Below are 23,500 nucleotides of genomic sequence, written 5' to 3' on the forward strand. Positions count from 1 at the left end.
AATTGAGTCATTGTAACCTGCCATTCAGGATGACCCAAATCCTGATTACCTAAAATTGAGTCATTGTAACCTGCTATTCAGGATGACCCAAATGCAGGTAACCGGAATATAGGTCAATGTAATGCCTTGGTCATTGCGAAAATAAGGCATCCCGGCTGAACTGTTACGTCTACGATGACTTTGTAATAAAATTTATTTCTCGAAAAATCTTTTCCAAATGAACCAGAGTAGAACACTCATGGCCCAACCGAGAATAACGTCTATTACTGAATGCTGCTTTATAAACATTGTGGAAAGGCAAATGAGCGCTGCGATAATGGTTTCGATGTTCTTATATCGCAGCTTTATGTACCGGAACTCTCGCACAACAAGGTCGATGGCTACGGTGCTGGAGACGTGCATGCTGGGGCAGACGTTACGGGGCGGATCGATGGAACGAAGCCAGTTCACCGCGGCCGAAAACAGGTCTGCTGATTCTATGGGTTCACGGAGGTTAAGTCCGTTTGGCCAGATTGTGTACACCACCATGCAGATGGTGTAGCCTCCGAAGAGGATGAAGCAGAGCTTCAGGAAATCTTTTTTGCTTCCCCAGAAAAGGAAAAACACCAGGGCTCCCGGGAAGATGATCCACCACATGGCATAGGGTATGAAAAATGCAGGTATGGTGGGGATCATCCTGTCAAGGGGCGACTCTATGATCTGTACTGCACTTGCCGGCACTTCCCTTAACTGTAAATGTGCGAAATAGAACAGATAGCAGGGAAGGTACAGAAGCCAGAGGCAGTACATATTATCTTTTATGAACCCTTTAGGGTTACTGTGCATGCTTTTGATTTTTTCCATTTATCATGCTTCCTTTGCAAACTGGCTGTTATAAAGGGTTGAATAGAAGCCGCCTCTATGGAGAAGCTCTTCGTGTTTACCCTGTTCGACAATGTTTCCGTCCTTCAGAACCAATATCAGATCTGCATTTCTGATGGTGGACAAACGGTGGGCAACTATAAAGGTTGTCCTGCCTTCCATCATTCTGTCGAAGGCATGCTGGATATGAAGCTCGGTTCTGGTATCGATGGAGGAGGTTGCTTCATCCAGAATAAGCATTGGTGGCAGGCGCAGCATGAGTCTCGCGATACAGAGCAGCTGTTTCTGTCCCTGGCTGAGAGACCCTCCGTCTTCTCCGAGTACCGTGTCATAGCCCTGAGGGAGTCGGCGTATGAAGCCGTCGCAATGTGCCTTCTTTGCGGCTTCCACTATCTCTTCCATGGTGGCATCGGGCTTTCCGTAGGCAATATTTCTTCTGATGGTAGTGGCCTTAAGCCAGGTCTCCTGAAGCACCATTCCAAAATTATCCCGGAGGCTTCCACGGGTAACAGAACGGTTATCAAAGCCATCCACCAGGATGCCGCCCTGATCCGGCTCATAGAATCTCATGAGAAGGTTTATGAGCGTGGACTTTCCGCAGCCCGTAGGACCTACGATAGCCACAGTCTCACCGGGTTTTACGTGAATGTTTATGTCGGTAAGTAATTTCTTACTCTTATCATAAGAGAACCAGAGATGTTCTACATCTATCTGTCCCTTAAGTTCACCGTTTGCTCCAAGTACTTCCGCATCGGGAGCATCAGGCACCATTGCTTCTTCATCGATGATCTCAAAAACACGGGATGCGGAAGCGATGGCATTCTGAAGCTCGGTTACAACTCCGGAGATTTCATTGAAGGGCTTTGTGTACTGGTTGGCGTAGCTAAGGAATGACACAAGTTCTCCGACGGTGATCATGGTTTTTATGGCCATGAAAGCACCGCTTACACCTACCGCCGCATAAACGATATTGTTTACACATCTTGTGGCGGGGTTAACAAGGGAGGAAATGAAAACTGCCTTAAAGCTGTAACCTGACAGCTTTTCATTGATATCTTCAAATTTCTCCTGGGCATCCTTTTCATGGGAGAACGCCTTCACTACCTTAAGGTTTCCAAGCATTTCCTCTGTAAATGCGGTTATCTCTCCTCTGCTTTCCGACTGCTTCTGGAAGAAGTTGTAGGTGTGCTTTGCTATGAGACTGGCCACAACAAAACTAAGAGGTGTAAGGCAGATAACTATCACTGTAATGACCGGCTCAATGTAAAACATAAACACCAGGGTTCCGAGTATAGTAAGAGCTCCTGTGAACAGCTGGGTAAAGCCCATAAGAAGTCCCTGGGAGAACTGGTCGATGTCCGTAATGATACGGCTGCTTAGGTCTCCTGCCGGATGCTTGTCAAGGTAGCTTATGGGAAGCTCTTCCACATGGTTAAAGGCTTTTGTTCTGATATCCTCAACAACCCTGAAGGTAACGATGTTGTTGATATGGTTCATGAGCCACTGGGCAAAAGCCGTGAGGATGATGAGGATTCCCATAAGCTTCAGAATGTCCATAAGCTTCCGCCAGTCAACATTACCCTCTCCCACAATGGTGTCCACCGCATAGCCTGTAAGGATTGGGAGGTACAGAGTCAGAACCACGGTGACTGCCGCAAGCAGGATGGAAATGATAACGAGATGCATGTATTTCCTGATATACCGAAGAATCCTCCCGATGGTCCGACGGTCCTCAGCCGTCATCTTTCTTGGTTTTCCCTTAGCCATCACTCTGCCTCCTTTCCGTTCTCTGCCGGGGCTTCCGCCTTTACATCTTCACCGGAATCTTCTGTTTTAGAAGAGGATGTATCCTCAGCACCGGCCGAAATAACTGCGGATGCAGCAGGCTTACCCGTACTAACCTGATCATCTGCAGCTTTGGCAGACCTAACCGCATCAGCTGATGCCTTATCCACAGTGACCCCGGGGTTTCCGGCTTCATCCTTATTGAGCTGTGAGAGACAGATTTCCTTATAAACCTCACAGGAGTTGAAGAGTTCATCATGGGTTCCGATGCCGGCAACATTACCGTCATCGAGAACTACAATCTTGTCGGAGTTACGTACAGTTGAGACTCTCTGGGAAATGATGAAAACAGTCATGTTCCCGGTATCTCTTTTGATGGCCTTTCGGAGTGCCGCATCCGTTGCAAAATCAAGTGCGGAAGCGGAATCATCCAGGATAAGGATCTCAGGCTTACGGACCACAGCTCTCGCTATGGCAAGTCTCTGCTTCTGTCCGCCGGAGAAGTTTCTTCCCTCCTGTTCTACCTTAAGCTCCAGGCCTTCGCCCTTCTGCTCCACGAAATCGTAAGCCTGGGCGGTCTTTAATGCTGCATAGATTTCTTCATCCGTTGCATCTTCCTTACCCCACTGCATATTTTCTCTGAGGGTCCCTCTGAAAAGAACGCTTCTCTGGGGAACCACACCAATCTTCTTTCTAAGCTCTGTAAGTCCGTATTCTTTTACCGGCTTTCCTTCTATATCTATCTCACCGCCGGTAACGTCATAAAATCTCGGAATCACATTTATAAGTGTTGACTTACCTGCACCGGTACCTCCGATGACACCCACAGTTTCGCCGGGCATGACATCAAAGGTTATTCCGGAAAGAGCCGGGTCTGCACCATCGGTGTAAGCGAATGAAACATCACGGAAGGAAACCTTGGGAGAAGCCTCAGCTCCATCTTTGCCATGAGCTGCTTCTTGTACGCCTTTGATTGCTGAGTTTCCGACATTGGAAAGACTTTGTAAATCATCGACTGCAACTGAAGTATTCTCAGAGTTATTGCCTGTTCCTGCTAAAGCATTTGCATGATCCTGAACGCTTGGCTTGATGCTGAATACACCGTCGATTCGATTCATACTTGCCATGGCACGGGTGATCTGGATCACAAGGTTTGCAAGCTTTATAAGCTCAACCAGAATCTGGGACATGTAGTTAACAAGAGCCACAAGCTGACCCTGGGTTAATGATCCCTTATCAACAAAATTGGCGCCGCGATAAATGAGATAAACTACAGCGAGATTTATGATAACGTAAGTCACAGGATTAAGAAGCGCAGAGATACGTCCGACATTTACCTGCATTTCTGTAAGTCTGTCGTTTTCTCTCTTAAACTGCTCTATCTCTGAAGCCTGACGGTTGAAAGCACGGACTACTCTTACACCGAGAAGATTCTCACGGGTAGTCTTCATTATCTTATCCAGCTGCGTCTGGTTGTTTTTGTACATAGGCGCAGTTGTAAGGATAATTCCGAAAACCACCGCAAAAAGCAACGCTATGGTGATGGTGAAAATGATTCCAGCCTTAACATTGATGGTAAAAGCAAGGATCATGGCACCAAATACGATGAAGGGTGATCTCATGAACAGGCGGAGGGCCATGTTTACGCCGCTTTCCACAGCATTGATATCAGAGGTCATTCTGGTAATGAGGGTGCTGGTGCCCAGGATATCGATGTCCTTGTAGGAAAGACTGTTTATATGCCTGAACAGGTCATTTCGGAGCCCTTTTCCGGTATGGATGGCCACCTTTGCGGCAAAGAACTGTGCAGTAAAGGAACAGGTGAGACCTATGGCTGCAAGTAACAGCAGCAACCCTCCCATTTGAAAAACATACGGAAGATTATCATTGTTTATGCCCTTGTCGATCATGCTGGAGATGACCATTGGCACCAAAAGGTCGAAGCAGGCTTCCAGGCACTTGAACAGCGGTGCCAGGATCGCCCTGATCTTGTAATCACTTACATAAGATAAAAGTCGTTTCACTAACTATCTCCTCTATAAATGCATTTTTTAGCCGTTTATATCTGACATACAGATAATGATCTAATTGGCTCCCTAAATCTGTTTTCTTTTGTCATGGAAGTCATCCCATCTTTTTTAGAGGAAAATATACCATAACAAAAAAGTCCGCCACGGCATTTGCAGCAGCAGACCTATTATAACCCCTTTGTCAATATATGTCACATTTCACCGGCAGCCGGAGCATTGATTGTAACAATTCAGACTGCAATGGTATTTATGTATTTTCGTTAGGATTTTTCACCGTTTTTATGATTTTTGAACGATAATAATGCTACAATAAAGTGTAAATACGGCTCTGTGGTATAAGGCCGGGAGCCTTGAGCGTGTAATTGGAAAATAAAAAAATGAAGGTATGAAACCATACCGGGAGGTGACGTATGGCAGATAAGCTTGGGATCATAGCTCTTGAGTCAGCGATAAAGTCAGGTCAGAAGGTGGATAAGATCCTGGAGAGCTGGCGCGGTGAAAGCTTCCTCATTCCCTGTGAATGTCCGAGGTTTAACAGCGGAGAAGGAAAAGGGATCATAAAGGAGTCTGTCCGGGACAGAGATCTGTATATCATGGTGGATGTATGCAACAATTCCCTGACTTACAAAATGGACGGAAGCCTGAACCGCATGTCTCCGGATGACAACTATCAGGATCTGAAACGTATCATTGCGGCCTGCAACGGAAAAGCCTCAAGGATAACCGTCATCATGCCTTTCCTGTATGAAAGCAGGCAGCATCGGAAGACCATGAGGGAATCCCTGGACTGCGCAGTTATGCTTAAGGAGCTGGAAGCCATGGGGGTTCATGACGTGGTGACCTTTGATGCTCATGACCCGAGAATGCAGAATGTAGTGCCCTTGAAGGGAATAGAGAACGTATCTCCTGCCCTTCAGTTTACCCAGGGACTTTTAACTGAATATGAGGATTTAAGGATAGACGGAGAACACCTCATGTTCATAGCTCCCGATGAAGGCGCAACAGAAAGAGTCGTATTTCTGGCATCTCTCTTCGGAGTAAACATCGGCATGTTCTATAAGAGGCGTGATTATACCACTATCGTGAACGGCTCCAATCCCATCGTAGCCCATGATTTTTGCGGAGGAAGCGTTAAAGGAATGGATGTCATCGTAGTAGACGATATGATCGATTCCGGAGGAAGCATTCTTGATGTGGCTCGCCAGCTAAAGGATCGCGGTGCCAGGAGGATTTTTGTTTTTGCCACCTTTGGGCTTTTCTCCCGCGGATTTGAAAAGTTCGATAAAGCTTACGAGGAAGGTGTTTTTGACAAGATCTTCACCACCAACCTTGTATATCAGAAAGAAGAAATGCTTGCCAAGGAATACTATTTCAGCATCAACATGGAAAGATATATCGCCGCCATCATAGATACCATGAACAAAGGTGAATCGATGTCGAAGCTGACAAAGCCTGCTCAGAGGATCAAAGAGACAGTTGAGAATTATAAAAAAATGAGCGGCATCGGAAATTGATGTCAAGTAAATATAATAAATTGTTTTACAAGATAACAAAAAAATAACCGCCCCAGTCTCGCAAACTAGGCGGTTATTTTTCTAACTACTTATTCCAAGGGCCAACCGTCTACCGGTAGCACTTCTTTTCAATTAGTATGTTAAGTCAATGCGATGCTTCGGCCATCGGTTCACCGGGGAAGGTTCTCACCAAAAAAATCTTTACCCCCAATGGATTTCTTGCATTATCTTCCGTCTATCCAGTAATCGAAAACTTTCTTTGCCACCGGCACTGCTGTGCGGCCTCCGGTCTCGCCTTCTTCCACTACTACACAGACTGCAATTTCGGGATTGTCGTAAGGGGCAAAGCCGGTGAACCAGGCATTGGTGATGGTTTCGCCGTTTTTGCTTACTTCCGCGGAGCCGGTCTTTCCGGCTGCCTGATAATCTGCATCTCTAAGCTTCGAGGCTGTTCCCTCTGTGACAACGGAACGCATAAAGGAGCCAAGAATTGATGCCTCTTCTTCCGTCATTAGACTTATCTTTTCGCCTTCCTCAAACACTTTGATAACATTTCCCTCAGCGGACTGAACCTGTTTCAGCACCTGAGGCGCCGAAAGGACACCTCCGTTTGCTATAGCTGATGCAAGGATTACCTCATGGAGGGGGCTCATCATGGTCTCTCCCTGTCCGATGGCGGTCTGCATCATAGTCCAGGTACCGGAGTCTGCATTAACATTGAACCTGCTCTTTTTTGAAGAAAGAGCTATGGGAAGCTCCTGGTTGAACAAAAGCTCTTCAGCGGTTTTAGCCAGCTTCGTTTTATTTACCATGGTGCCTATCTTTGCAAAGGCAGAATTACAGGAATAGGCAAATGCTTCCTGCAGGTCCTCCTTCCCGTGTTCCTCACCGCTGTAGCAATGCACCACATAGTCCTTATCTTCATCATTCCGGTACTCTCCGTCACAATTGAAGGAAAAGCTTTTATAGTCATTGGGATGCTCTCTTATATACTCAAGGGCCATAACGAGCTTGAAGGTAGAACCAGGCGCATAAAGCCCCTGGGTACATCTGTTGAGAAGCGGAGCCTCGGAGTTTTCATCATTAACAATCCTGTCCCAATCCTCCACTATGGTGTTTGGATCAAAGCTTGGCTTTGAAGCCATGGCAAGGATTTCTCCGGTTTTCGGGTTAACGGCTATAACTGCACCATTATGCTCCCCCAGCGCTTCATAAGCCACCTTCTGAAGCCCCGCATCCAGGGTAATGATCACATTATCGCCAAGACTCTTGGTTTCCGTTATCTCATTAGCCACCTGCACCACTGGATTCGAGTTTGACTCCATTAGATAGAAATTGGCAAGAGACTCAATGCCGGTTTTACCTTTGGTTGAATATCCCACTGTCTGGGCAAATACTTTTCCCAACGGATATTCTCTCTTCTCCGAGTAACTGCCCTTGGGGTTGTCTGTACCATCCTCGTTTTTTCTGGTATCGGTAACTACCGTTCTTGCCAAGACCTGTCCGTCCGAAGATATTATGGCACCCCTTACGAAGCGGTTGTCAAATACTTCCATTCTGGGGTTGTAGGCATTACCCATAAGCTCATCCGAACGCCAGCCGATAAAGTACACCATGTACCCTATCATGGCGAAAAACAGCAGCGCAAAGAAATAGATGAACCCCACTATATTCTTATTTGTAATTTTCTCCCTTGACCGGGATTTGTTTTTTTCCATCTGATGTAAAACCTATATTCATTTAGAAACCACTGATAAAGTCGTTTCTTCTTCAAATTTCAGATTATGGCCACAACAATCTGTCCTATACTTCACAGATCTTCCACACTGACATTATTACCTCTGTACCCCGGACCCACATCAGAAAAAATATCCTTCGGAGAAATAATATCCGTTCCGAAATCCTGCTCATCCTCTGCTATCTCGTATTCATCGAACTCGTCTTCATTGCCCTGGATAATGTAAAGAGCCTGAATAATGGCGAAAACAATGAAGGCTGAAACCAGGGAAGATCCACCATAGCTCACGAAAGGAAGTGTAACTCCGGTGGAGGGTATAAACTTTATGGCGCCTCCTATTGTAAGGAACACCTGAACTATGTACTCGATGGCAAGCCCAACAGCCACATACTTATAGAAGCTGTCCTTCATATATGTGGCGATGACCATCATCTGCATGAAGCATCCCAGGCACACAAGGGTAATGCATATGGCGGTTATTGCCCCCATCTCCTCGGAAATAGCGGAAATGATAAAATCCTTTTCAACGATGGGAATTTTGTTGGGAAGCCCCTGGAAAAGTCCAAGCCCCACAAAGCCGCCTGTTCCTATAGCAAAAAGTGACTGGGTAATCTGATATCCCTTATTGTCAATGTCTGCCCAAGGGTCTATCCAGGCAAAAACTCTGGTCCTTACATGGCTGAAGGCAAAATAGGAAAAAACCGCAGCCAGCCCCATACCCAAATTACCGAGAGCCAGATACAGCCAGTTATTGGTCGCGATATAAAGGATAACAAGGTAAGCCACAAAGAAAATGAGAGCAGACCCAAGATCCTTACATAACACAAGAACAAGCATATGAAGTCCTGCCACCAGTGAGGTATATACTATATCCCTGAAGCTTTCCGCACAGCTAAGCATTCCCGAAACCGCCAGAATAAAGGTGATCTTTACAAGTTCTGAAGCCTGAAAGGTAAATCCTCCGATGGAAATGGACATCTTCGCACCGTAGCTGGTGGCTCCGATTATCAGCACTATCCCCTGCATAAGTATTCCCACCGCAGCAAAAACATATTTCCATCTCACAAGATCCCATACTTTATCAATGATATAAGGTATGACAAGCGTCAATGCTGCTGCCCCCACCATGATTATAAACTGCTTTATGGCTTTACTCATATCGAGACGTTCCAGCATGATGAGACCATAGGCCATAAAGAACACTGTATTGTTAAGTAACAGCCGGTTAATGTTTCTGTATATACGCTTGGATACAAAAACATAAATTGCGAAAAACAGAAGCTGAATCAGATAAAAGATCACAGCACTGATCTCTCCGGTTTTAAGATAAACTGTCAAGTTCATAAGAAAATGGACTAACAAAATGATGCGAAACTGCCAGTAGCACAGCGGATCCGCATCATCCTCGTCAGGTATCGTAAGATACCTGAAATTGCAATATGTATAAAGAACTATCAAAATTAACTGAATATACTTTGTAGCTGTAATATATAAATTTACCATTTAAACACCTATACCGATATCGGCACAAAACATGCATCCCTCCTGCAAAGTCATTTGCTATTCCGATCCCGGATCCAGCTCTGGAGCCATTCTGCAAAAACGTGCTCTCTAAAGCATGCAATTGCAATAGTCGTCTTAGAGCTATATAACAAAAAGCCGGATGATTTCAAACACCAACTCATTCTATTCCATGCCTGAAATGTCCCCTCGTCATAGCCTTGGGTATCGCTCCGGAAAGGATCCTCAGTACTTCAGCTTCCGGCTCGATGGTAAAATCATAACGTACACTTTCCGGTTCAAGAGCCCGGATATCTCCCTCAAGGTCATATAGAACCAGGGGTTCTGCATTGAAGATCTGGTTATAGCAATACTTACAGTAGCACCTCACCGGCATATCCTTTTGCATACGGTCTCTTAAATGAAGTATCCTGTTACGGTGATCACATCTGTCAGAGGTTCTCTGTATACAATTGGCGCTCACCATCATGGGAAGATGCCCATAAACCAGCGCCTCATAGGGCACTGTCCTGAGTCTCTCATCCGATTCATTCTCTTTGAGAGATTTTCTCAGCCCCATACATTCTCTGCCGGTAAGCTCTATGGGATAAGTGAGGCCTTCCGCTCCCAGATCCAAAAGCATGGAAACCGCCTCAGTGTTGTATCCGTAACAAGTATAATCAAAAATCCTCTTTATAGTATTTAAACCTTTATTACCTGTTTCTGAAGGTCTTTGTTCTGAATACTTATGTTCCGAAGGTTCTGTATCCGAAAGCATCATTGCTTCATCAAAGCTTCTGATAAGAACCGCATCAGGAGCTGCCCCGAGCTTTACCAGATTTTCGAGAAGCTTCCGGGAATTAAGGAAAGGATCCGTCTCCCTCTCAATGCGTCTGAGTCTCAGTCCGCATTCTTTTCCGGAAGCTCTGATGCTTTTGAATATTTCCGCGAATGCTTCTGCCTCGTATTCATCCTCTGTAACCGCATGTTTTTCAACCTTGTTCTTCGGTATTCGGCTATCACCAATCAGCTCCTTTGCTCCCTTAGAGCCGATTCCATCTTTTTCGGAAACCATCTCCGGAATCCCAAAGCAGGCTTCGTCAACATAAATTCTACTGACAGCTTTTATATCCATCACAGCCTTAAGCTGTGCCTCTGTTTCAACGGAGACACTGACCGGCATAAGCCAGTCTTCCGCAGACAGACCATAAGCTACAGGTTCACTCTTTGCTTCCTTTGAACGTCCCTTTGAGCTATCCTTTAAACTTCCCTTTGAACTATTCTTTGAATTTCCCTTTGAACTATCTCTGAAATTTTCTTTGAGATTTCCCTTAGGATTCTCCCTGGAGTTTTCCTTAAATCTTTCCTTCAGAGGTTTCTGCTTTTTATAGTCATTATTCCGGTTTCTGCTGTCATTCTTTCCGGTATTCTTTTTGTCATTCCGCAAGTTGTCTCTTCGAACCACTTAAAATCTCCTCTTCGTACCTTTCCAGTGCTTCTCTTCTTAACTGATTAAGCTTTCCCACCGGATAAAACGCATCAGGGCTGATATTGACCCTTACGTCCGTGAAGCTGAACGCTGTTCCGCCGGTTTTTCTGAGCTTCTCTTCAACATCTTTTGCCGTCATGGGACGATTTTCCGCAGCCATAACATTATCACCGGAAACCACGGTGACCATCCTGCCGCCCCGATCTGTCAGAGTTAGCACCACCGGTCCTCCGGTTTCCATCACCATATCTGCTTCCAGAGATATCGTGCGGTTTTTGTCTATAAACTCACTCTCGATGTAACTGAGAACCTCCTTATCGATTTCACGGAATTTCTTCTCCTCTATGGCGATCATATCCGCACCGTTATGCTTATTGAGATAGCTGGTGGTACCGCCTCTGTCGAAAACCTCCCTGAGTATCTTCTTATCTTCGGGATCCACACTGTAAGTCTCTATCTCTCCATCAAGCTTTTTCATGGCCAGATCCAAATACTTTCTGTAGACACTGACTACTCCCGCCGTATATACCGGCGATTTCATACGTCCTTCAATCTTGAAGCTGTAAGCCCCGGCTTTAATGAGTTCCGGCAAAAAATCCAGAGTCTCCATATCCTTCATGCTGAGAAGATATCCCTTTTTCCGAAGCTCTCCCGATGTCTTTCCGTTTTTCGGATTTGCCAATGCTTTCGCCCCGTCAGCAGTCTCTCCGCGGCTGATGCTCTCATAGCACAAACGACAGGTTCCGGCGCAGCGTCCTCTGTTCCCTGATCTTCCGCCCAGAAGCGAAGACATAAAACAGGCTCCGGAGAAACTGTAACACATGGCTCCATGACAGAAAACCTCAAGCTCCATTCCGGTTTCATCATGAATCTTTTTTATCTCTCCAAGACTTAATTCACGGCTCACCACGGCTCTGGTCATACCGAATTTCTGCGTCATGCGGGCACCTGCTACACTTGATATTGTTTCCTGGGTGCTGGCATGAACTTCAAGACCCGGAAACATTTCATGTACCTTCTTAACGGCACCCAGATCCTGCATTATGAGCCCATCAACTCCGGCCTCATAATAAGGTTTTATGTATGAAAAAAGCTCTTTAAGTTCCTGATCCTTAAAGAGTATGTTTACCGTCATATAAAGTTTTACCGAGAAGAGATGACAGTAACGGATGGCCTCCATTACCATATCTTCCTCCTCGGCTGTTGCTGAATCCGCATAGGCTCTTGCGCCAAATTTCCTGCCGCCCATGTAAATGGCATCGGCGCCTGCATTAACCGCTGCCACCACCGATTTAAAGGAACCGGCCGGTGCCAGCAGTTCTACACGTTTATCTCTGATTATTTTCATATTTTAAAATCAATTCTTTTTTCTTGCTCCTGTTGTGATGGAAGTAACCTTATCATCCCCTGTAAGAGCATTATCTCTCGCATCTCTGGCAGCAAGCTTAGCTTCAAGCTCCGCAAGACGCTTCTGAGTATCAGCAAGTTCCTTAATATTATTCTCGAGCTTCATCTGATAATTAACCAGATCATGCTTCAAACTGTAGCACTCGCGCTCAGCTTCGTCTTTTTCTCTTTCAAATTTTCTGGTCTTATCCTGCTCGTGGAAAAGATCGTCACATATATTAATTTCCAAAAGTAATGCTTTTAAGTTGTCATCCAGCTTATTGTAATTGGCAACCATTTTTTTAAAATCAAGAACCTTCTGATTGAGATAGCTTGCCACTTCATGCATGTATCCTTCTGTTGCATTGCCTGAAAGCTGATATATCTTTCCGTCGATAACGACTTCTACTGTATTTTTTTCTGCCATGGATTTACTCTCTGTTCTTTCTATAATATGTACACCAAAAATACACCGAATCTTACTACACTCCGGTGATTTTGTCAAATGTGCAAGGTTTCGCAAAACCTCACAATACATGTATATTGTACCACATAACAGCCCCATTAAAACAGAGATATATGAGGAAATACTGTTTTAGCCAAGAAATGCTGTAACAGTCCCCCTGGACCACCGGCCGAACTGTTACGAAATGCTCCGTCCCCTTGGTCCACCGGCTGAACTTGTTACAATGCTACAAATCCAGTGTCTCCTGGCGAGGCAGACCCAGATGCCTATAGGCGTTGGCAGTGGCAACACGACCCCTGGGAGTTCTGTTTATAAGACCGTTCATGAGAAGATACGGCTCGTATACATCCTCAATGGTTCCGCTGTCTTCACCAAGGGCTGCCGCAAGGGTCTCCACACCGACGGGGCCGCCGTTAAACTTTTCAATGATGGTCAGAAGGTAGGTCCTGTCGTTCTGATCCAGGCCAAGCTTATCTACGTCCAGGATATCCAGTGCCATATCGGCAGCTTCCTTTGTGATCTTTCCGCCATACTTCACATCCGCAAAGTCTCTTACTCTCTTTAAAAGTCTGTTGGCAAGTCGCGGCGTTCCTCTGGATCTCAGAGCTATACGCTCGGCACCCTCATCATCTATCTCAACATTAAGAACATTTGCTGAACGCAGCACGATTTTTTTGAGCTCATCTTTATTGTAAAACTCAAGCTTTGATATGATGCCGAAACGGTCACGAAGAGGCGCCGACAGAAGTCCTGCTCTTGTGGTGGCACCGATAAGGGTAAAGTGCGGAAGATCAAGTCTTATGGATCTCGCCGTGGCATCCTTGCCCAGCATGATGTCTATGGCAAAATCCTCCATGGCAGGATAAAGTACTTCCTCCACCTGACGGTTAAGTCTGTGTATCTCATCCACAAACAGTACATCCCCTTCGGAAAGTCCGTTCAAAATAGCGGCTATTTCACCAGGTTTTTCGATGGCAGGACCGGAGGTCACCTTTATGTTCACACCGAGTTCATTGGCGATGATGTTGGAAATGGTTGTCTTTCCAAGTCCGGGAGGTCCGTAAAAAAGGCAATGATCAAGGGACTCTCCGCGGTTCTTCGCCGCTGTGATGTAGACCTTCATCATCTCCTTAAGCTTTGACTGCCCTATATAATCATCCAGCTTCTGTGGCCTGATCTTCGGCTCCAGCTGTCTGTCTTCTACTGTTTCATCTGTATTTATAATTCGACGTTCCATCCAGAATAATTTCCTTTATCTTATAGGATATCGATTTTCCCCAAAAATCCGGTATCCATACTTGCAGTTTTTTGGCGTCAGCCAAAAAGGTGTCTCGTATAGCGGGATTTCCGAACGCTTTTTCCTTGTTTACGTCCTGAAACCTGTGGTTTTTACAGTCAAAGAAAACTGAGATTCTTCAGTGCGAGCTTCAGTATCTGATCCACTGTCATATCTCCGTTTATCTCAACCTTCTTCACTGCACGGCTTGCCTCTGTTTCTGAATAACCGAGAGCAACCAATGCTTCCACGGCTTCTCTTTGAGCACTGTGTGCCATGACAGCCCCGGAAAGTGCTGTTCCTCCGCCGGATGAGCCGTGATCCATGGCTGAACTGAAGACCTCTGTGGCATCCAGCTTATCCTTAAGATCAATCACTATCCTTTGGGCGGTTTTACTTCCAACCCCAGGAGCTCTTGATATAGCCTTGCTGTCTCCGGTCACTATAGCCATCCTGAGGTCATCCGGAGACATGGCGCTAAGTATGCCCAGGGCTCCCTTTGGTCCCACACCGCTGACCGTAAGAAGCATTGTGAACATCTCCCTGTCCTCAGGTGTAGAAAAACCGCACAACTCCACGCCATTCTGAGTCACCGAAAAATAAGTATATATCTTAACCTCTTCCCCTATGGAAGGCAGGGATCCTATGACCGTAGCCGGCACCCTGATGCCGTAGCCGACCCCCGATGCTTCTACAACTATCATCCCTTCCTGGATTTCCGCCAATTCTCCATGTATAAAACTGATCATATGATAACTCCCAAAGAACAATTTTCACTCTAAAAAGCATAGCACAAATGTTTGTTAAATGCTACATCTCCTTTTGACCAATGTTTAATACTGTGTTAGACTCGGTCTATCGGTCAGGAAAAAGTTCACTTAACAGTAACATTACATTCGAACACTATTTTGGAGATTGGTGTTCACCGGATTCAGACTACTTATGTCTAGAACGAATTGTTTTGCCGAAAGAAAGGATTACTTTGATTCGAATAGAAAAACCAATTGAACTTACAACTGAATTTGACTTGTCTCTGATTGCTCCGGCAGAGGACATCATGTTCTTTGACATAGAAACCACCGGGCTTTCTTCCTGGAAATCCGGGCTTTATCTTATCGGTCTCCTTACCTACGATGATGGCTGGAAGCTTATCCAGTATTTCTGCGAAGATGTCAGCGACGAAACCACAGTGCTCGAAAACTTTTTCACACTTCTGTCTTCAAAAAAAGTGCTGATTTCCTTCAATGGAGACGGTTTTGATATCCCATTCCTTTCACATATGGTGGAACAGTACGGGCTCCCCTACTCTTTTTATAATGTTGAGAGCTTTGACATTCTGAAAAAGATCCGTCCTTTGAAGAAACTGCTGGGACTTGAGAATATGAAGCTTAAGACCTGTGAGAAATTTCTGGGAATATATCGTGAAGACCGCTTTTCCGGCGGAGACCTTATAAATGTCTACTTTCAGTGGCAAGAAGACCGCTCTCAGGATAAACTGGAATGTCTCCTGCTGCACAACTTCGAAGACATTGAAAACATGCCTAATATACTTCCGATATTGAATTATATTTACGCACTTAAAGGAAGTTTTTCTTTAAAATCGCAGGAAATTGTGGAGCACCCCACTGAAAATAGACGTGTTTTAAGTCTTTGCTACGATATATTTTCTCAGAATTCGGCTTGTCAAAGAATGTCAGACCACAATTCTGATGCTATCACAACCTCTGAAGCACCAATATCGGAACTAAATAACGACCACGTTTCAATTTCTGTCCCTGTCCCTCTTGATATAAGTCTGGATAACTGGTTCATTAATCTGACCGGCTCTGAGCTAAACCTCTGCGCAAATCTCTATGAGGGAGAACTCAAATTCTTCTACCCGAATTACTGCGACTACTATTACCTTCCCATGGAGGATAAAGCCATACACAAGTCACTTGCTGAATTTGTGGACCGCAGCCACAGAAAGAAAGCCACTGCAAAAACCTGCTACCAGAAGGTTTTCGGCATTTTTCTTCCTGAACCGGAACCGGTCTTTTCTCCGACACTATGCAAGGAATACAAAGACAAACTCATTTATACTCAATTTTATTCGGAAATGTTTGAAGATGAGGCTTCAGCCGAGGCATATCTTTGTTCAGTCATAAAACAGCTGAAGTTGTAAAAATTGTCACATCATTCTCAGTAACAAACATCATCCAAAAAGCTATGGTCTAAAAACAGACTATAGCTTACTTTCGTTTAACATGATACACTCCTACTTGTGCTTGCCATTGCGGTAGGCGGTTAGTCCTTCGTACAAGATTGCAAAAAAATAACCGCCCCAGCCTACCAACTGAACGGTTATTTTTTGTAACTATTTAGTTAAGGGCTAACCGCCTACGGCGAGCACCTTCTAAATAAATAGTATATCAGAATCATTCCTATTTCAATGTATTTCTAAAAAATATCATACACTTCTCACATATCCGGCAACCGCGCTGTGCGCCGCAGTCACAGGTGATGCGAGGTAGATATTGACTTTGTTGGTACCCATGCGTCCCAGAAAATTTCTGTTGTTTGTAGCAACAACAGTCTCGCCGTCAGTGAGGATTCCTCCTGCTCGTCCGCAGCAAAGACCGCAGCCCGGATTCATGATGATGGCACCGGCATCGTTAAATATCTTCATGATGCCCTCTTTAACCGCCGCCTTATATATGGAATGGCTGGCAGGTGTCACGATGAGTTTAACATATGGTGCCACGTGCCTGCCCTTAAGTATCTCCGCTGCCGCTCTCAGATCTTCGAGACGGCCGTTTGTACAGGAACCGATAAATACCTGATCTATCTTTATATCCTTAAGCTCTGAAATAGGTCTTATCTTATCTACCTGTGAAGGGCATGCCGCTACCGGCACGAAGTCCTCGGCCTTATAGTTCATAACTTTCACATAATCGCCGTCATTGGTATCCCTGAAGCAGCCATGCTCTTCATCGCAGGGCACTCCGGAAAACTCGGCAGTCTTCTCATCCGCATAGAAAAGTCCGCACTTGGCACCGGCTTCGATGGTCATGTTGGCCATGGTAAGTCTTTCCGCTACCGACATAGCATCAAAGGTATCCCCGGCAAATTCCATGGACTTATATGTAGCTCCTGCCGCAGTGAGATCCCCTATGATGGTAAGGATCACATCTTTTGAGGTTACACCAGCAAGGAGCTTCCCGTTAACATTGACCCTGATGGTATCCGGCACCTTTATCCAAAGTTCCCCGGTTCCCAGGATTCCCGCCATTTCCGTATATCCGATTCCGGTAGAAAACGCACTGACACCGCCATAAGTCACGGTGTGTGAATCCGTTCCGAACACCACATCTCCGGGAACTGCATATCTGAGCTCCGGCATCAGCTGATGGCATATGCCGTCGGCTCTGTGAATGTGCTCTATACCCTGCTCCTTTGCAAACTCGTCACCGCGTCTGAAATGTCTCGTGTCATCCACCTGACTGGCAGGCACCATATGGTCGTAAATAATGACCACCTTATCCTGGTCCCAAACCTTTTTGAATCCCATTTCGTGAAATTTATCTGCCACAAACGGAATAAAAATATCATGTATCATCACCCTGTCAGGCTTCACAAAGACAATGTCTCCGGCCTTGACATTATCATCATGAACATTTCGTCTGATGATCTTTTCAATAAGCGTTGCTCCCATTCTTCCTCCAAATATTACGAATCGATTCCGAATCTATATCACTGTCCCGGAACTGATAAAGGAACCTTCTATGTGTTATCAGTGAGTTTCAAATAAAATCAGATAACCCCGTTTCTCTTCTTCATGGCGTTTACAAGTCCGCCTTCCTTCAGGATATCCATAAGGTTATCAGGTAATGAACCTATCCTGTAGGACTCCCCGTTAAGAACCAGCTCCCTGCCCGGATTCACGGTAAGCTTATCGCCTTCATTGATCTTATCCTGTATATCGCTGTTTTCTATAAGAAGCAGTCCGTTATTGATGGAATTTCTATAAAAGATTCTGGCAAAGGATTTTGCGATAACACAGCTCACACCCAATGCCTTTATTACCTCCGGCGCCTGCTCTCTGGAAGATCCGCAGCCGAAATTGTTTCCGGCAACTATGATATCTCCGGGCTTAATAAGTGACGGCAGCTCCGGTCTCAAAGGATAGAATCCGTATGGTCTCATATCCTCTATAGTTTTCAATGCAAGATATTCTGTAGGGATGATGATATCTGTGTCAATGTCATCCCCGAGAATAAATACTTTTCCTGTAAATGAAGCCATTCAAAACCTCCGAATCAGATAAATCAAGCTTATCTTTTCATACCTTAATATAAGGAAACGCTGATCAATTCGGTACTTCTCCGCATTGTGCATTCCCATGTTAAGTGCAAAAAAATCAATGTATAGCAACTCGACAAAATCAAGCTTAAACGGCACTAACTATCTTTCCCGCAATGGCAGATGCTGTAACAGTAGCCGCCGATCCAAGATATACAAAGGAATTCTTGTCTCCGGCTCTTCCCTTAAAGTTACGGGTTCCTGTGCTGATGAGAACCTCGCCTTCACCGATGACGCCCTGGCAGCTTCCCCAGCATACACTGCAGTTAGGATTTACCACTATGGCGCCTGCGTCCATAAAGGTCTCAATGATTCCCTCGGACATAGCCTCATCATAAACCTCGCGGCTGGCGGGCGAAACGAGGAATCTCACACCCTCTGCCACTTTCTTTCCTTTTATGATGGAAGCTCCCAGTCTCAGATCCTCTATACGTCCGTTATTGCAGGAGCCTAAGAAGGCTTCATTGATCTTAACATCCTCCACCTCTGACACGGGGGAGACATTATCAACAAAATGAGGCTTTGCAACCACCGGAACTATCTCGGAGAGGTCAATGTCATAGACCTTCTCAAATACGGCATCCTCATCACTTACGAAACCGTCTGCTGTCTCACGACCATGCTCTTTAAGATATGCCTTTGCGATATCATCAACCTCCATGAGCGCTGTCTTGGCTCCAGCCTCAACGCAGAGATTGCAGATACAGATTCTGTCCGACATGGTAAGGTTCTTCATGCCGGGTCCTGCAAACTCCATTGCTTTGTAGTTGGCACCATTGGCACCGATGCGGCCTATGATGGTAAGGATGAGATCTCTTGCGGTTGCGCCGTTCTGAAGAGCACCCGTAAAGTTAAACCGCAAGGTCTCGGGACAAAGAACCCATGACTTTCCGGTAACCATTGCATAGAGATAGTCAGTACATCCGACACCGGTTCCGAAAGCCCCCAGCTCTCCATAGGAACAGGTATGGCTGTCTGCACCGAATATAAGCTCCTTTGGATTTACATACTTCTCTATCATAAGCTCGTGGCAGATTCCGTCACCCTCATGGAAGGTAATGCCGTTTTCCTTCGCGAAATCACGCATTTTCTTCTGTGAAGCCGCTGTCTTCGGACTGTCACAGGGAACATTGTGATCCACTATCCAAACAAGCTTTGATTTATCATAGATCTTCCTGTTCTTCAATTTATTGTACATATCTATGGTAAGGTGAGTAGTTCCGTCATTACTCATGAGATGATCCAGTTCCACCACATATATATTACCCGCATGAGCCTCAGTAGCTTTTGCTGCTCTTGCGATTATCTTTTCAGCTATAGTCATTCCCATAAACCTTCTCCTCATCTATTAACGAGTGTTTTCAGTCGTTTATATCTGACAATCCAACCGGCTAAAAAACCATTTTTTCTGTTTATCTCTGACACACAGATGCATATCTATCCGGCCATAAAACCATGTTTTCTCTATTTATCTCTGACGCACAGATGCAGATCTATTCGGATCTATACCGAAACATACCTTACTGCTCTGTATCGGTTCAGTATGGTATCTGCAAAAGTGCCCGAAACTTAAAAATCATATCTTATCAAGTGACGCCAGAAGTCCGCCCTGATCCAGTATATTCTTCATATATGCAGGAACCCTGGTGCAGGCATATTTCTCTCCGTTAACGGAAACATAGCCCTCTTCCATATTGAGTTCCATTTCATCCCCACGTTCAACATGGTCATAAACCTCGCTGCAAACTATTACCGGCACACCCAGATTTATGGAGTTACGATAGAAAATACGTGCAAATGACTTTGCCAGTACTGCCTTTATTCCGCAGGCCTTAAGCACCGCCGGAGCCTGCTCTCTTGAGGAGCCGCAGCCGAAATTCTCATCAGCAACAATAAAATCTCCCGGTTGCACCTCTTTGATGAAATCTCCGTCAAGAGACTCAAAGGTATGTGTTTTCATCTCTTCGATAGTCGGATACAAAAGATACTGGGACGCAATGATCTGGTCGGTATCTACATCCTTTCCGTATTTGAAAATTTTTCCCATACTGGTTTTTCTCCTCCTCATCTATTAACGCATGTTTTTCACCGTTTATCTCTGACATACAGATGCAGATCTAATTGGCTCCTATATATGATTTTTCCCGCGCATTCTTTTAAATCAACTATAACATCGGCCTTTCTATAATTCTAATATATGTTTTTGATGTGTATTATGCTCTTTAGTTATTTCCTTTCGTGGCTTTTTCTCCAAAGCATTGCAACAGTTCAGCCGGTGGACCAGGGGGACGGGGTTGGTGGTCTATTTTAGGAAAATGGACCACCAACCCCGTCCCCCTGGTCCACCGGCTGAACTATTACAAAGCATTCAAAAGTTATATTAATATCTATCACAAATAATCTTGTGTTATAGTGCAAAGTTATGTTATAGTACTCATAAATTTGATTTGTAAGAGGAATATCGACATCTCTTCAAAGATTCATTAGCTAGGATTGTAGACACATGCTCTTAAGGAAAGAAGGTACATCAGATGGATCAGAATTTATCAGGCTACAAAATATTCTATGAAGTTGCAACATGCGGAAACATTTCCAAAGCAGCAAAGAAGCTTTACATTTCACAACCGGCGATTTCAAAGTCAATAGTCAAGCTTGAAGACGGATTGGATACCAAGTTATTTAACCGTAATTCAAGAGGTGTCACATTAACAGAAGAAGGTCAGATCCTCTATAAATACATAAAGGATGCATTTGACAATATCAATAACGCAGAGGTTGAGCTCAAGCGCATGAAGGAGTTCAACATCGGACATATCCAGCTTGGAGTTTCCACCACACTTTGCCGTTACATCCTTCTCCCCTATCTGCAGAAATTTATGGAGCACTTTCCGAATATCCGTGTATCCATCAATACACAGGCAACTGCTCAGACCCTGAACCTTATTGAAGCAAAAAAGATTGATGTGGGTCTTACGGCAGAGCCTAAAAGCAGGCGTCCGGAAATACGTTTTGTTAATTCAAGACAGATTCATGATGTTTTTGTTGCCACTCCGGGATATTTGGAAAATCTCAGATCCATTTGCGGACCTGATTTCAATGTATTCGAGGAAGCAAACCTTATGCTGCTGGATCAGAATAATATGACAAGACGCCATATCGATGACTACTTCAAGGCAATGAACATTGAGCCTGCTCAGATCCTTGAGGTAACGACCATGGATCTACTTATCGAGTTTGCAAAGATCGGTATCGGCGTAAGCTGTGTTGTACGTGAGTTTGTCCAGAAGGAGCTTGATGAAGGTTCACTTGTGGAGATTCCTCTCCAGCTTCCGATTCCTTCCAGAAACATCGGATTCGTATTTAATTCCGGAAATACTTCAAAATCCCTTGATGCATTCCTGAGTATTCTGGATTGATAATCATTCACACGAAGTCAAAGGATCATTTCGAAAGTTTCAGCCGGTGGACCAGGGGTACGGGCTGTACTGTTACCGCTTTTATCATTTTGTACAATCCAAAGACCATCGTTTCATGGACGATGGTCTTTTTCTATGGTAAAATCCTATATTAAGCGCTGTCAGAACTGATTACGCTAATGATTCAAAAGCACCGATGAACACTAAGTAAACAGGTGCCGAAAGGAGTTAATATATATGGCAGAATTAGAAAACCAGACACCGGGATCCTGCAATTCCAACTGCAGCTCCTGCGGAACGGATTGTCCCTCTCGTAACGGTGGCACACCTGACTTCAAAGCAAAGCTTGCAGAAGGCTGCAGTGTAAAGAAAGTTATCGGAATAGTTTCCGGAAAAGGCGGAGTCGGCAAGTCAACCGTAACCTCTCTTCTTGCTTCCGGCACCAATAAGGACGGTTTTAAAACCGCAATACTTGATGCGGACATTACCGGCCCCTCTATTCCGAAAGCCTTTGGATTATCAAATGACGGAGTAGGCATGACCATAGACGGAAAGCTTATGATTCCTGACAAGTCAGCAAACGGAATCGAGATCATCTCCGCTAACCTTCTTCTTGAAAACGAAACCGATCCCATCATCTGGAGAGGTTCTCTTATAGCTCAGGCTGTTAAACAGTTCTGGTCTGAAGTCAACTGGAAGGATATCGAGTTCATGTTCGTAGATATGCCGCCAGGAACAGGTGATGTACCTCTTACAGTATTCCAGTCTCTTCCTATTGACGGAATCATCATCGTAACATCTCCTCAGGAGCTTGTTTCCATGATCGTTACAAAGGCAGTTAATATGGCTGCGAAGATGAATGTCCCCATCATCGGTCTCATCGAGAATATGTCCTACTTAAAGTGTCCTCACTGCGGCGAAGAAATACACGTTTTCGGTGAGAGTCATCTGGATGAAGTTGCTGCAGAGCACGGACTTAAGGTTCTCGCAAAGCTTCCTATGGATCCAAAGAATTCAGCCTATATGGATGCCGGTGCTGTTGAGGCTATCGACCTTCCCGAAATGAAAGAAGCAATAAAAGCAATTGAAGCACTATAAATAACAATCCAAGAACCGTCCCCCAATGGCTCTTGGTAAAACAGAACACGGCCGGGAGTCTCCTCCCGACCGTGTTTTTAAAATACTCTATCCTCGCTATTGAACTCTGTACCTTCGCCCAAACCCGAAGAAATAGCATTTATAATTGCTTCCAGAGCTTCTTCCTCATCAGGTCCTTCACACTCTACTCTTAAGTGTGCGCCCTGCTTGACTCCTGCAGCCATTACGTTAAGAACAGACTTGGCAACTATCTTGCGATCGCCGTTGTATAAATAAATATGGTGTTAGTGTGAAAATGGGTCGGTAGTGCATTATTTTGCACGAGGCATTTGAGATAATGGTCATATCAAAGGAAAGGCGGATATGACTATGAAAGATATCAAAAAAGCCATCGACATTCTGAGGGATTTCTCCAAAGAGGAAATCCTTATCATTTTCAATACTATTATGGAGAGCGTACACTCGGATAAAAAGAAAACCGAGTTGTATGACTGTCCATATTGCTCTGGTAAAAAGGTTATCCGTTATGGCAAGAAGCACGGTAAACAGCGTTTCCTCTGTAAGGAATGCCATAAAACCTACATAACTACAACCAATACA

At 44.9% G+C, this 23,500-nt stretch carries 19 protein-coding genes and 1 pseudogene; 5 read left to right on the forward strand and 15 right to left on the reverse strand.

Features of this window, described 5'->3' with window-relative positions; genetic code table 11:
- Window positions 1–192: 192 nt before the first annotated feature.
- From G625_RS19390 to G625_RS19395, 3 genes are read right to left on the reverse strand one after another with little or no spacing between them, the layout of a single operon-like run.
- Entirely contained in the window at window positions 193–843 is a 651-nt protein-coding gene (locus tag G625_RS19390) for a phosphatase PAP2 family protein (protein ID WP_084152853.1), read from the reverse strand.
- Window positions 844–846: 3 nt separating this feature from the next.
- Entirely contained in the window at window positions 847–2,628 is a 1,782-nt protein-coding gene (locus tag G625_RS0110355; protein WP_044932306.1) for an ABC transporter ATP-binding protein, read from the reverse strand.
- A complete protein-coding gene (locus tag G625_RS19395) occupies window positions 2,628–4,670 on the reverse strand; it encodes an ABC transporter ATP-binding protein (protein ID WP_084152854.1) in 2,043 nt (680 codons plus the stop codon). Before G625_RS19395 ends, G625_RS0110355 begins: the two co-directional genes overlap by 1 nt.
- Window positions 4,671–5,086: 416 nt before the next feature.
- Between G625_RS19395 and G625_RS0110365 the strand changes: the two genes are divergently transcribed.
- Window positions 5,087–6,190 (forward strand): ribose-phosphate pyrophosphokinase, encoded by a 1,104-nt coding sequence (locus tag G625_RS0110365; RefSeq protein WP_029201067.1) that lies wholly within the window; start codon window positions 5,087–5,089, stop codon window positions 6,188–6,190.
- Between the two features lie 224 nt (window positions 6,191–6,414).
- Here G625_RS0110365 and G625_RS0110370 read toward each other — a convergent pair whose 3' ends face one another.
- From G625_RS0110370 to ruvA, 7 genes are all read right to left on the reverse strand, one after another.
- Window positions 6,415–7,908, reverse strand: coding sequence for a peptidoglycan D,D-transpeptidase FtsI family protein (locus G625_RS0110370; RefSeq protein ID WP_029201068.1), 1,494 nt, complete (start codon window positions 7,906–7,908; stop codon window positions 6,415–6,417).
- A gap of 92 nt (window positions 7,909–8,000) precedes the next feature.
- Window positions 8,001–9,431, reverse strand: a complete 1,431-nt coding sequence (locus G625_RS19400; RefSeq protein ID WP_084152855.1) for an FtsW/RodA/SpoVE family cell cycle protein — start codon at window positions 9,429–9,431, stop codon at window positions 8,001–8,003.
- Between the two features lie 178 nt (window positions 9,432–9,609).
- Window positions 9,610–10,893 (reverse strand): hypothetical protein, encoded by a 1,284-nt coding sequence (locus tag G625_RS21315; RefSeq protein ID WP_156885095.1) that lies wholly within the window; start codon window positions 10,891–10,893, stop codon window positions 9,610–9,612.
- Window positions 10,865–12,265, reverse strand: a complete 1,401-nt coding sequence (locus tag G625_RS0110385; protein ID WP_029201069.1) for a peptidase U32 family protein — start codon at window positions 12,263–12,265, stop codon at window positions 10,865–10,867. The genes G625_RS21315 and G625_RS0110385 overlap by 29 nt, the downstream gene beginning before the upstream one ends.
- A 9-nt stretch (window positions 12,266–12,274) precedes the next feature.
- Window positions 12,275–12,730 carry a cell division protein ZapA gene (locus G625_RS19410; RefSeq protein ID WP_044932309.1) on the reverse strand — a complete coding sequence of 152 codons (456 nt, stop codon included), beginning with the start codon at window positions 12,728–12,730 and terminating at the stop codon, window positions 12,275–12,277.
- Window positions 12,731–12,995: 265 nt separating this feature from the next.
- On the reverse strand, window positions 12,996–14,006 hold the full coding sequence (ruvB, locus tag G625_RS0110395) for a Holliday junction branch migration DNA helicase RuvB (protein ID WP_029201070.1): 1,011 nt from the start codon (window positions 14,004–14,006) through the stop codon (window positions 12,996–12,998).
- Window positions 14,007–14,164: 158 nt separating this feature from the next.
- Window positions 14,165–14,794, reverse strand: coding sequence for a Holliday junction branch migration protein RuvA (gene ruvA, locus G625_RS0110400; protein WP_029201071.1), 630 nt, complete (start codon window positions 14,792–14,794; stop codon window positions 14,165–14,167).
- Window positions 14,795–15,027: 233 nt separating this feature from the next.
- Here ruvA and G625_RS0110405 point away from each other — a divergent pair, with 233 nt between their 5' ends.
- The gene (locus G625_RS0110405) at window positions 15,028–16,209 is read left to right on the forward strand and encodes a ribonuclease H-like domain-containing protein (RefSeq protein WP_029201072.1); all 1,182 of its coding nucleotides are present in this window, start codon (window positions 15,028–15,030) and stop codon (window positions 16,207–16,209) included.
- Window positions 16,210–16,494: 285 nt separating this feature from the next.
- Here the strand turns inward: G625_RS0110405 and G625_RS0110410 are convergent, their stop codons facing one another.
- The 4 genes from G625_RS0110410 to G625_RS0110430 form a co-directional block, all read right to left on the reverse strand.
- Window positions 16,495–17,739 carry a 3-isopropylmalate dehydratase large subunit gene (locus G625_RS0110410; protein ID WP_029201073.1) on the reverse strand — a complete coding sequence of 415 codons (1,245 nt, stop codon included), beginning with the start codon at window positions 17,737–17,739 and terminating at the stop codon, window positions 16,495–16,497.
- Between the two features lie 98 nt (window positions 17,740–17,837).
- Entirely contained in the window at window positions 17,838–18,329 is a 492-nt protein-coding gene (locus tag G625_RS0110415; RefSeq protein ID WP_029201074.1) for a LeuD/DmdB family oxidoreductase small subunit, read from the reverse strand.
- 145 nt (window positions 18,330–18,474) lie between these two features.
- Window positions 18,475–19,716: a 3-isopropylmalate dehydratase large subunit gene (locus G625_RS0110425; protein WP_029201075.1), complete on the reverse strand. Its 1,242-nt coding sequence runs from the start codon at window positions 19,714–19,716 to the stop codon at window positions 18,475–18,477.
- Between the two features lie 246 nt (window positions 19,717–19,962).
- Window positions 19,963–20,433, reverse strand: a complete 471-nt coding sequence (locus tag G625_RS0110430; RefSeq protein ID WP_029201076.1) for a LeuD/DmdB family oxidoreductase small subunit — start codon at window positions 20,431–20,433, stop codon at window positions 19,963–19,965.
- A gap of 484 nt (window positions 20,434–20,917) precedes the next feature.
- On the opposite strand from G625_RS0110430, the gene G625_RS0110435 reads away from it, so the two are divergent.
- The gene (locus tag G625_RS0110435) at window positions 20,918–21,802 is read left to right on the forward strand and encodes a LysR family transcriptional regulator (RefSeq protein ID WP_029201077.1); all 885 of its coding nucleotides are present in this window, start codon (window positions 20,918–20,920) and stop codon (window positions 21,800–21,802) included.
- Between the two features lie 237 nt (window positions 21,803–22,039).
- On the forward strand, window positions 22,040–22,900 hold the full coding sequence (locus tag G625_RS0110440; RefSeq protein ID WP_029201078.1) for an Mrp/NBP35 family ATP-binding protein: 861 nt from the start codon (window positions 22,040–22,042) through the stop codon (window positions 22,898–22,900).
- Between the two features lie 77 nt (window positions 22,901–22,977).
- On the opposite strand, the pseudogene G625_RS19415 reads toward G625_RS0110440, so the two are convergent.
- Window positions 22,978–23,178, reverse strand: a pseudogene (locus G625_RS19415) (HPr family phosphocarrier protein); the annotation flags it as partial.
- Between the two features lie 85 nt (window positions 23,179–23,263).
- On the opposite strand from G625_RS19415, the gene G625_RS22430 reads away from it, so the two are divergent.
- Window positions 23,264–23,500 (forward strand): transposase-like zinc-binding domain-containing protein (locus tag G625_RS22430; RefSeq protein ID WP_029202013.1); only part of this gene is annotated, 237 nt, incomplete at its 3' end.

Source organism: Oribacterium sp. NK2B42 (assembly GCF_000424445.1).
In the GTDB taxonomy this organism is placed as follows: domain Bacteria; phylum Bacillota; class Clostridia; order Lachnospirales; family Lachnospiraceae; genus Oribacterium.